The following is a 9,954-nucleotide window of genomic DNA, read 5'->3' as shown; positions in this document are numbered from 1 at the left end:
TTACCATTCGCAAAGCAGACAAAGAAGGTTGGCTTGCTGAACATATGCTCTTAATGGGGGTTCACGGCCCGAATGGCCGCAAGACCTATTTAGCAGGGGCTTTTCCCAGTGCCTGCGGCAAGACTTCTACAGCAATGCTTTCTGGCGAAACTATTGTGGGTGATGATATTGCCTACTTTCGCAATATTGATGATTGTGCCCAAGCAGTGAATGCTGAAGCCGGAATCTTCGGCATTATCCAGAATGTTAATTCTGCCGATGATCCTGCTATCCATAAAGTACTTACTACGCCTGGTGAGGTAATCTTTTCCAATATTCTGGTAAAGGATGGCAGGCCATATTGGTTAGGTATGGATTGCGCGCTTCCTAAAGAAGGAGTAAATTTTTCCGGAAATTGGCAGGAGGGCAAAACTGATAATAAAGGCAACAAAATTCCTCCGGCACACAAAAATGCTCGTTACGCTGTAGATTTGGGAGTTTTAGAGAATGTTGATCCTGAATTAGATAATCCAAAGGGCGTGGCATTAGACGGCATAATGTATGGCGGCCGCGATGCAAAAAGCTATGTGCCGGTGCAGCAGAGTTTTAATTGGGAGCATGGTATTATTGCCTATGGCGCTGCATTAGAAACAGAAACAACCTTTGCCACTATTGGCAAAGAGGGCGTCCCTGAGATAAATCTTATGAGCATTCAGGATTTTATCTCTATTCTTTTAGGTAAGTATATCCGCAATAACTTAGAATTTGGTAAGAAACTTAAGAAAACATCTCTTGTCTTTGGCGTTAACTATTTTCTTCGAGATAAAGAAGGCAAATTCTTAAACGGTGTTCGGGACAAGCATGTATGGGTGAAGTGGATGGAGCTGCGTGTGCATAATGAGGTGTATGCGATAAAGGGTCCTACGGGCTGGATTCCTAAATATGAGAACCTGCGTATTCTTTTCAAGCAGGTTTTGGATAAGGATTACGCAAAGGAAGACTACATTAAGCAATTCACCATTCGCGTTCCTGAAAATTTAGCCAAACTTGAACGGGTGGAGAGATTTCATCGAGAGAACCTTGCTGATGCACCACAGGCGCTCTTTGAGGTGCTTAGTCAGCAGCGGGATCGCTTACTTCAAGCACAAAAGCACTTTGGTGACTATATTTCTCCTGAAAGCTTGGAACTGGAGTAATTAAACTTCGTGTAAGGATAAATGGAAGAACATAAGGAGGTATTCAATATGGGCAATGATACACTGAGATTTTCAAGGCTTGGAGACATTGAATTTTTTAAAAGAGGAAAGGTGAGAGATGTCTATGATCTGCAAGATAAACTGTTAATTATCTCAACAGACCGTATATCCTGTTTTGATGTTGTTCTGCCTACAGTTATTCCTAATAAAGGAAAGGTTCTGACTGCACTTTCTGTATTCTGGTTTGAGTTCACCAAAAATATTGTCCAAAATCACTTGATCACAGCCCATGTCGATGATTTTCCTAAAAGGTTACTAAAGTATAAAGAAACATTACAAGGTCGCGCAATGTTAGTAAAGAAGGCAAAGCCTATGCCAATTGAATGTGTAGTGAGAGGATATCTCTCAGGTTCTGGCTGGAAAGAATATCAGAAAACTCAATCTATCTGCGGCATAAAGTTACCTAAAGGACTTAAAGAATCAGACAAGTTGCCCGAACTAATTTTTACTCCGGCAACAAAGGAAGATGTGGGGCACGATGTAAATGTAACCCAAGAATGTGTTGAGAAAATGGTCGGGAAAGACATTACTACGAAATTAAAAGATATAAGCATGACTCTGTATGAAAAAGCGAGTAGATATGCAGAATCAAAAGGCATAATTATCGCCGACACAAAATTTGAATTCGGCGAAGTAAATGGCGAGATTACTTTAATAGATGAAGTGCTCACACCTGATTCATCTCGCTTCTGGCCAAAAGAAAAATACGAACCTGGCAAAAGCCAGCCTAGTTTTGATAAACAATTTGTCCGTGACTATTTGGAAACACTGGATTGGAATAAAAAATCACCTGGTCCGGAGTTACCTGAAGAAATAGTTAAAAAAACAACCCAGAAATATATACAGGCCCTTAAAATGATTACGGATAAAGAGCTTTAATGGGATAGAAATGTCTAATAAGGACTATCCAGAAAAAATCTATTGTCCGGTTTTTAAACATAAAATTCATTGCTCCAGGATTGAGCATACAGAGGCCTCTGAGCTTCCTGAAGATAGGGTGTATGAGTTCTGTCTAACCAAATGCCCTATCTATAAAAGGCATAAAGGAAATATTAATAGAGATGAGACAGGTGAGATATGAGTTTATTCAAGCGGACAAAAACAATTAGTGCTAAGTTGGTAAGTAACAATAAAATAAAAGCAGAGACAGAAATGTTAGATAGCCAGCACAGAATAAAAGTAACTATAATAGCAAATAAAAATGATTTAAAGATATTAGACATCAAAGCAAAGATGACAAAAGTTCCGTACGAAACATGCCTTAAAACAGTGCCAAAGATAAAGAAGTTAAAAGGTGTAAAAATACAAGATGGCTTTTACAGCAAGGTAAAAGAGGTTATTGGCGGTTCAGAAGGGTGTATGCATTTAATGGATCTTATTATGGATACAGCGCGCGGTGTTTTTCAGGCTTCTTTAAAGATAGAAACCATGGGGTTGAAGATAGAAGAGCAAAGAGAAGTCTTAATAGAAAGGTTGAAAAATAGTTGTTTAGGTTATAAAGAACAGATCAGTCCTTTTGAACAAAAGGAGGGAACTTAAGATGAATGGAAAATCAAAGCAAGAGATTGAGTCTGCGGTAAGCGAGGAAATGACCAAATTTTTAAAAGAGCAGATGGGCGAGCAGGCTGAGCAAGTGATTACGCAAGTAGTGGGTGACACAATAATAATTAGATTCAAGGGAATCCTGCCTCCTGCAGAAAGAAATTTGGCCAGGAATCAAGAAGGGGTAAAGTTGCTAGAGGAACTAAAAGCAAAACTTATAGAAAGAGCGAAGCCCCTTTTAGAAACAATGATTAAGAACCTAACTAATGCCGAGGTGATTGACATCCACTCAAGTTTTGATGCAGAGACAGGCGAGCGCATTGAGATTTTTACATTAGATAAGGATTTAGAAAAAATCTGGCAGGACTAATCAAGTAAAGAATTAAGGAGATTAGGAATGAGCACACAAGATATCTATTTAACCAGGGAAGGTTATGAGAAGTTAAGAGAGAAACTGGAATATTTAAAGACTGTGCGGCGCAGAGAACTATCTAAGGAGATAGGAATAGCTCGAAAGCATGGAGATATAAGCGAAAATTCGGAATATGACGCAGCTAAAAATGCCCAAGGCTTAAATGAGGCAAGAATTGCTGAGTTAGAAGATAAACTAAGCCGCGGACAAATTATTGATTATGAAAATATTCCTGCGGATAGGGTGTTAATAGGAGCAATAGTAAAATTAAAGGATTTAGACTCAGGAGAAAAACTTCAATATACTCTGGTATCAGAAGTAGAGGCAGATTTTTCACAAGGTAAGATTTCTATTTCTTCTCCAGTAGCTCAAGACTTATTGGGGCATAAGAAAAATGAGACAGTTGAGATTAAGGTTCCCGCTGGGATTTTAAAATATAAGATACTAAAGATATCCAGATGATAACAAAAATCTTTTGAGGCTGAGGTTAAAAGAAGACGATTTACTGAGGTGAAAGAGGAGGCAAGTATGTTGCTGAATGGAAAAAGCTGGTATCAGTTGTCAATTGAGGATGTATTTGAAGCATTAGACTCTACTAACAGTGGTCTTATCTCTAATGAGGCAAAGGCAAGGCATGAGAAATATGGGTATAATGAACTGAAGGTTAAGAGTCGCAATCCTCTTATCCGATTTTTTATCCAGTTTCATAATCCTTTGCTTTATATGCTGATATTTGCTGCTATTGTCTGCTTTTTTCTCGGTAAATTTATGGACATGGGAGTTATCCTAGCTGTGGTTTTGGGCACGGTAACAATAGGTTTTATTCAGGAAGGAAAGGCCGAGACCGCTTTAGAAGCCCTGAAAAAGATGATGGTGCCGGAGTGTACTGTGTTTCGGGACGGGAAGAAAAAGATTATTCCTGCAAGAGAATTAGTTCCTGGTGATGTGGTTCTGCTTGAAGGCGGTAATCGTGTTCCGGCTGATTTACGTCTATTCTCGGCAAAAAACCTGAACATAAATGAGGCAATGCTTACTGGAGAGTCATTGCCGGTAGCAAAAAACGTTAGCCCTATTTCAAAACCAGATTTGACCCTTGAGAAACAGCGCTGTATATGTTTCAGTGGCACCTTTGTTACACGTGGCCGGGGAGAGGGCGTTGTTGTAGGAACAGGAGAGCAGACAGAGATAGGTAAGATTGCGGGAATAATGCAAGAGACTGAAAGAGTCACCCCACCAATAATGAAGAAAATAGCCAGCTTTACCAGGTTTTTTATCATTGTCATCCCTATACTGGGTGTGATTAATTTTATTGTGGGATTAGCATTCGGCTATGGGGCTGTGCATATGTTCCTGACTACCATAGGGCTAATTGTTGCAGGGATCCCCGAAGGGCTGCCAGCAGCGGTACTTACCACTTTTGCCTTTTGTACAATATCTATGGCCCGACGCCACGCACTTATCCGGCGGCTGCCGGCAGCAGAAACTTTAGGATGCACTACAGTTATTTGCTCCGATAAGACAGGAACTCTTACCCGCAACGAGATGACCGTAACCAGGATATACTCCGGGGGAAAAGATTACCGTTTAAGCGGTGTTGGTTATGAACCTAAGGGAGAGGTTCTTCTAAGCGATAAGGCGCATGGCTTGGTAGAATTAAGTAAAGAATTGATAGAGACTATGCGGGCAGGCTGCCTCTGTAACAATGCTCTGCTTGAGGAAAGCGAGCAAGGATTATATAGCATCAAAGGCGACCCTACTGAAGGAGCTTTGATTGTTTCTGCAGCTAAAGCCGGTATTACGGGAAAACTTCCAAGATTAGATGAAATACCTTTTGAGCCGGAGGAGCAATATATGGCTACTCTGCACAAAGGAGAAGAGGAAAACATTGTTTATGTAAAGGGCTCACCGGAGAGGGTTTTAAGGATGTGTCAAAACCAGTTAATAGATGGGGATATTGAGCCTTTAGTGATCGAAAAAATACTATCTAAATCGGATGAGATGGCGAAAGACGCTCTTCGTGTGCTTGGTATGGGTTATAAAGTTGTGGATAAGGAGAAGACATCACTCACTCCAGAAGAAGATTTGGATGGGCTAACTTTTCTCGGGCTTCAGGGAATGATAGACCCGTGCAGAGAAGAAGCGATAGAAGCAGTCAGGAAATGTAAGGGAGCAGGGGTAAGAGTAGTGATGATAACCGGCGACCATGCGCAGACGGCAAAAGCTATTGCCGGAGAATTAAGGATAGGCGAAGGGGAGGAAAGGGTTTTGAGCGGGGCAGAGATACAAAGAATGAACGATATAGAATTATCTGAGGTTGTGGATAAAGTATCAGTGTATGCTAGGGTTGCTCCTGAACACAAGTTTAGGATAGTAGAACAGCTGCATAAAAGAGGCGAGATTGTTGCTGTTACCGGCGATGGGGTAAACGATGCTCCAGCGCTAAAGAGAGCGGACATAGGAATATCTATGGGAATAACCGGCACTGAGGTAAGTAAAGAATCCTCTGATATGGTCTTGACTGATGATAATTTCGCCAGTATTGTCGCCGCAATAGAAGAAGGCAGACATATTTTCAACAACATCTGGAAGGTTATTCTGTATTTACTTCCTACAAACGGCGGCCAGGTTATGGTGATGATGGGAGCAATATTGCTCTCCCCGTTTATACCTATTTTTGCCGAACGTCTTCCCTTAGAACCGATACAAATCCTATGGGTAAATTTGATTATAGCCCTTGCTTGCGCCATACCTTTAGCCATGGAAGTAAAAGAGAAGGGGATACTTGATATGCCTCCCCGTGACATTAGCGAGCCATTGGCTAATGCCTTTTTTCTCCAGAGGGTTGGCTTAGTATCTATTGCGGAGACAAGCGCAGTATTTACTGTATTCAGTCTCGTTTATTTGTCTCTGCGTGATTTTGCTCAGGCAGGGACAGCCGCATTCACCACGCTGATCTTTGTAGAAGTTTGTTACCTGTTTACCGCCAGATCAGTAAGAGGCTCGGCATTTACCTTTAGCCCCTTCTCAAATAAATAGGTGCTTATAGGCGCGGGGACAACTTTAGGACTGCAAGTTCTATTGGTCTATTCTCTTCCTTTATTTGGAGTTAGTCCATTTAAAACAGTGCCTTTCCCTCCTGAGTGGTGGTTAGTTATACTTTTAATTACCCCGGCAGGGTTTTTAGCTGTTGAACTTGAGAAGCTCATAAGAAGGCGATTGATAAAAGCTTCTGCCCGCATACATACTGTAGAGCGCATTATTCCCAAAGAGTTAAGAGACGATACGCTGCGCGATGAATTAAGGGAGATTGTAATCGAGCAGAGAGGGATTGTTGAGGGTAGGTTTGACCGTCTGATAAAAAAATGCGAGATTTTGGATATAGACCGCTCTATATCTTTAAAAGAGATGTTTAAGATGGTATCGGCCATGCTCTCCAGGCGGGTAGGTATAGACAAGAAGACACTCTTTAATCTATTGATGGAAAGAGAGAAACAGGTCAGCACCGTGATCTCTCATGGACTTGCCATACCACATGCCATTGCCAGAGGAATTCAGGAATTTGACATTCTTTTGGTTCGTTGTCCAGAAGGAGTTATCTTTCCTGATGTATCCAGGGGAGTTCATACCGTGTTTGTTCTGGTTGGCCCTCCTGATGAACGCAATTTCTATCTCCGTGCTCTGGCAGCTATTGCCCAGATTGCTCAGGATAAAGACTTTGATAAGAATTGGTTAAAGGCTGTGGATATTGAGGAATTGAGGAATTGTATTCTATCGGCGGAGAGGAAACGCGTTGGCATAGTGTAAGGTGGAATAAAAATTAAATTGAACGGATAATATGAAGCTAAATGAGACACTGACTATATTTTTAAAGGGGTTATGTATGGGGACAGCAGATATAATACCCGGTATTTCCGGCGGAACAATTGCGCTGATTACTGGCATTTATGAAAGATTGCTTCATTCGCTAAGTAAAATAAATTTTAAATTTATTCTGTATTTTTTGAAGGGCGATTTTGGAAAAGCAAGTAAAAATATAAAGGATATAAATTCCAGATTATTTATTCCATTATTTGCCGGCATTAGTTTAGCAATTTTGCTTATGTCCAATATGATACATTTTTTTCTGCAGAACTTTACCTCTATTAATTATGCCTTTTTTCCCGGTTTAATACTTGCCTCCGGAGTTTTGCTTTATAAAAGGACAGGAGGCCTGTCAGTTAAAAATATGTTCTTTTTAATTATTGGGTTTTTATGGTTTTCATTCTAGGAACTAGGTCTGGAAAGCTTGGTAAAAAAGTAAAAGCTTTTTCTGTGACGGAGAGGAAGAAAAGGTGACTGAAAAAAAGCTAGAACATCGCTGGTTTGTGGTAATAGGCGGGGTTTTGATTATTATGTGCCTTGGCGTAGCCTATGCATGGGGAGTATTTCTTATGCCTATTGCCAAAGAATTTGGTTGGGGCAGAGGAGAAACTTCTCTAGCCGTGTCAATATTGCTTCTTGTCTTTTCTGTATTTATGGTGGTTGGTGGTATGTGCGAGAAAAGATATGGTCCGAGAGTTACCGCTACTTTAGGCGGGGCATTTGTATGTTTAGGCTGGGTTCTGGCATATTTTACACAATCCCTATGGTGGTTATACATTAGCTATGGTCTGTTAGCGGGTATTGGCACAGGATTGGGTTATCTGCCTGCGATATCCACAGGAGTGAAATGGTTCCCGGATAAAAGAGGGCTAGTAACAGGGATTGTTATATTTGGATTTGGCTTCGGGTCAGCTTTTCTTGCGCCTCTGGCAGCGCGGTTCATTGAGTTGTATGGCTGGAGAACGACTATGTTAATCTATGGCGCCGGTTTTGGAGTAATTATCGTAGGCGCGGCACAGCTTCTAAAAGCGCCTCCTGCCAATTGGAGTCCTCCGGGATGGGCAGCGCAAAAAAGAGTCGGGCTTAAAATTAGCTCTAGTGATTTTTCTCTCATGGAGATGCTGAAAACTTCAACATTTAAGTTGGTATTTGTGACATATTTTTTATCAATGTTAGCAGGAATGATGGCAATCGGACATCTAACTGCATTTGCCAATGATATTGGCCACACAGCTATGCAGGCGGCTTTTAATCTAACGATTTTAGCTATTTTTAATGGCATAGGAAGAATATTTTTTGGCGCTCTTTCTGATAAAATTGGAAGAAAGAATATCATAGTTGTTCTTTTTCTTATTATGGCGCTGGGGATGATTCTCTTGCCCCACATGACGACACTTTTTGCTCTTTATGCGACAGCAGGAGTTATTGGGTTATGCTTTGGAGGTTTTCTGGCGGTGTATCCGGCAGCTACCGGAGATTTTTTTGGAGCAAAGGATTTTGGAATAAATTATAGATTGGTATTTATAGGCTATGGGGCGGGGAGTTTTGCAGGCCCCTGGCTTGGAGGGGTAGTCTACGATGCAACAGGGAGTTACCTATTTGCCTTTACTGTTGCAGGTATATTAGCCGCAGCAGGAGGTGTAATCACGTTTTTGTTTTTAAAACCACCTAATCTTCCTAAAGCAAAATGAAATTACCAAAAAGATTAATCTGGATATAAAAATGAATAAGGCGGTATTTTTAGACAGAGACGGAACAATAAATGAAGATGTGGGAGATTTTTGTTCTCCCGAAAAACTTATCTTTATTTCTGGCGCTATTAAGGCGTTAAAGATTTTACAGGAAAGATTTTTACTTTTTATTGTTACTAACCAGTCAGGAATTGGGAAGAAAGTTTTTAGTGAGGAAGAGTTCCTACAATTTAACAAATATTTTGAAACACTTCTTAAAGATGAGGACATCACCATAAAACACATTTATTATTGTCCGCATACAAAAGAAAAAAATTGTATCTGCCGCAAACCCAGCCCATATTTCTTAAGGCAAGCGGAGAAAAATTATGATATTGATTTGGTAAATTCTTATATGATAGGTGATCATCCGCATGATATAGAAATGGCAGCCAGAGTCGGGGCAGGTTCTGTATATCTGTTGACAGGCCATGGCAAGAAACATAGACAGGAATTGTCAAAGGAGCCTGATTTTATTGCCAATGATATTTATGAAGCAGCTATTTGGATTAGGGGGAATGTCAATAGTAAAAAAGAGGAGGTCAACAAAAATGGATAAGAAGATTCTTGTAGGAATCGTTATGGGCAGTGATTCTGATTTGCCGGTGATGCAAGAGACAGCTAATATTTTCGATAAATTTGGTATAGTTTATGAGATAAACATTATTTCGGCTCACCGCACGCCACAAAGGGCTCATGAGTATGCCTCTAGTGCTGAAGAACGAGGTTTAGAGGTAATCATTGCCGGTGCAGGTGGAGCAGCGCATTTAGCAGGTGTAATTGCTTCACTTACTCCACTTCCAGTGATAGGCGTCCCTATGCAAACGCAGTTGTCTGGAGGATTGGATTCTCTCTTGTCCATAGTTCAGATGCCGTCTGGCGTGCCAGTTGCAACTGTAGCTGTTGGCAAGGCAGGAGCTAAGAACGCAGGGATTTTAGCTGCACAAATCTTGGGAGTCAAATTCTCAGAAATAAAAGAGAAGGTGAAAGAATATAAGAAAGAAATAGCAGAAAGTGTTAAAGCAAAAAATGAAAATAGAGTCCTGCAAAATGGGAAATTAAAGAAAGATAGAAGAAGAGAAGTAGAATAAAAAAAGATAAAAATGCACATTGAAAGCAGAAAAAAGGATTTGGAGAGAATTTCAGAAGAAATTGGGCGGATTAAGACATAGTT

12 protein-coding genes are annotated in these 9,954 nt (G+C 40.6%); all 12 read left to right on the top strand.

Going from position 1 to position 9,954, the window contains the following annotated elements:
• On the top strand, positions 1-1,175 hold a 1,175-nt coding region (locus KKC91_01925), incomplete at its 5' end, for a phosphoenolpyruvate carboxykinase (GTP) (protein ID MBU0477309.1).
• A gap of 48 nt (positions 1,176-1,223) precedes the next feature.
• Positions 1,224-2,114, top strand: coding sequence for a phosphoribosylaminoimidazolesuccinocarboxamide synthase (locus KKC91_01920; GenBank protein ID MBU0477308.1), 891 nt, complete (start codon positions 1,224-1,226; stop codon positions 2,112-2,114).
• Positions 2,115-2,124: 10 nt separating this feature from the next.
• On the top strand, positions 2,125-2,316 hold the full coding sequence (locus KKC91_01915) for a hypothetical protein (GenBank protein ID MBU0477307.1): 192 nt from the start codon (positions 2,125-2,127) through the stop codon (positions 2,314-2,316).
• Positions 2,313-2,774, top strand: coding sequence for a DUF2889 domain-containing protein (locus KKC91_01910; GenBank protein MBU0477306.1), 462 nt, complete (start codon positions 2,313-2,315; stop codon positions 2,772-2,774). The genes KKC91_01915 and KKC91_01910 overlap by 4 nt, the downstream gene beginning before the upstream one ends.
• Before the next feature lies 1 nt (position 2,775).
• Positions 2,776-3,147, top strand: coding sequence for a DUF2294 domain-containing protein (locus tag KKC91_01905; protein ID MBU0477305.1), 372 nt, complete (start codon positions 2,776-2,778; stop codon positions 3,145-3,147).
• A 27-nt stretch (positions 3,148-3,174) separates the two neighbouring features.
• A complete protein-coding gene (gene greA, locus KKC91_01900; protein ID MBU0477304.1) occupies positions 3,175-3,651 on the top strand; it encodes a transcription elongation factor GreA in 477 nt (158 codons plus the stop codon).
• A 66-nt stretch (positions 3,652-3,717) separates the two neighbouring features.
• The gene (locus KKC91_01895) at positions 3,718-6,225 is read left to right on the top strand and encodes an HAD-IC family P-type ATPase (GenBank protein ID MBU0477303.1); all 2,508 of its coding nucleotides are present in this window, start codon (positions 3,718-3,720) and stop codon (positions 6,223-6,225) included.
• Positions 6,226-6,993, top strand: a complete 768-nt coding sequence (locus tag KKC91_01890; protein ID MBU0477302.1) for a PTS sugar transporter subunit IIA — start codon at positions 6,226-6,228, stop codon at positions 6,991-6,993.
• A gap of 76 nt (positions 6,994-7,069) precedes the next feature.
• On the top strand, positions 7,070-7,456 hold the full coding sequence (locus KKC91_01885; protein MBU0477301.1) for a DUF368 domain-containing protein: 387 nt from the start codon (positions 7,070-7,072) through the stop codon (positions 7,454-7,456).
• Between the two features lie 64 nt (positions 7,457-7,520).
• Positions 7,521-8,741, top strand: coding sequence for an OFA family MFS transporter (locus KKC91_01880; GenBank protein MBU0477300.1), 1,221 nt, complete (start codon positions 7,521-7,523; stop codon positions 8,739-8,741).
• Positions 8,742-8,772: 31 nt separating this feature from the next.
• The gene (locus tag KKC91_01875) at positions 8,773-9,339 is read left to right on the top strand and encodes an HAD family hydrolase (protein MBU0477299.1); all 567 of its coding nucleotides are present in this window, start codon (positions 8,773-8,775) and stop codon (positions 9,337-9,339) included.
• Positions 9,332-9,871, top strand: coding sequence for a 5-(carboxyamino)imidazole ribonucleotide mutase (gene purE, locus KKC91_01870; GenBank protein MBU0477298.1), 540 nt, complete (start codon positions 9,332-9,334; stop codon positions 9,869-9,871). The genes KKC91_01875 and purE overlap by 8 nt, the downstream gene beginning before the upstream one ends.
• Positions 9,872-9,954 lie beyond the last annotated feature (83 nt).

Source organism: bacterium (genome assembly GCA_018812485.1).
Lineage (GTDB): Bacteria > JAHJDO01 > JAHJDO01 > JAHJDO01 > JAHJDO01 > JAHJDO01.
Note: the sequence above shows the minus strand (reverse complement) of the source record. Positions and strands in the feature narration are given on the sequence as shown.

Excerpts from the sequence above, each read along its gene's own strand:
- KKC91_01920 (MBU0477308.1), top strand. The coding sequence starts at position 1,224 with ATGGGCAATGATACACTGAGATTTTCAAGGCTTGGAGACATTGAATTT.
- KKC91_01915 (MBU0477307.1), top strand. The coding sequence starts at position 2,125 with ATGTCTAATAAGGACTATCCAGAAAAAATCTATTGTCCGGTTTTTAAA.
- KKC91_01910 (MBU0477306.1), top strand. The coding sequence starts at position 2,313 with ATGAGTTTATTCAAGCGGACAAAAACAATTAGTGCTAAGTTGGTAAGT.
- KKC91_01905 (MBU0477305.1), top strand. The coding sequence starts at position 2,776 with ATGAATGGAAAATCAAAGCAAGAGATTGAGTCTGCGGTAAGCGAGGAA.
- greA (MBU0477304.1), top strand. The coding sequence starts at position 3,175 with ATGAGCACACAAGATATCTATTTAACCAGGGAAGGTTATGAGAAGTTA.
- KKC91_01895 (MBU0477303.1), top strand. The coding sequence starts at position 3,718 with ATGTTGCTGAATGGAAAAAGCTGGTATCAGTTGTCAATTGAGGATGTA.
- KKC91_01885 (MBU0477301.1), top strand. The coding sequence starts at position 7,070 with ATGGGGACAGCAGATATAATACCCGGTATTTCCGGCGGAACAATTGCG.
- KKC91_01875 (MBU0477299.1), top strand. The coding sequence starts at position 8,773 with ATGAATAAGGCGGTATTTTTAGACAGAGACGGAACAATAAATGAAGAT.
- purE (MBU0477298.1), top strand. The coding sequence starts at position 9,332 with ATGGATAAGAAGATTCTTGTAGGAATCGTTATGGGCAGTGATTCTGAT.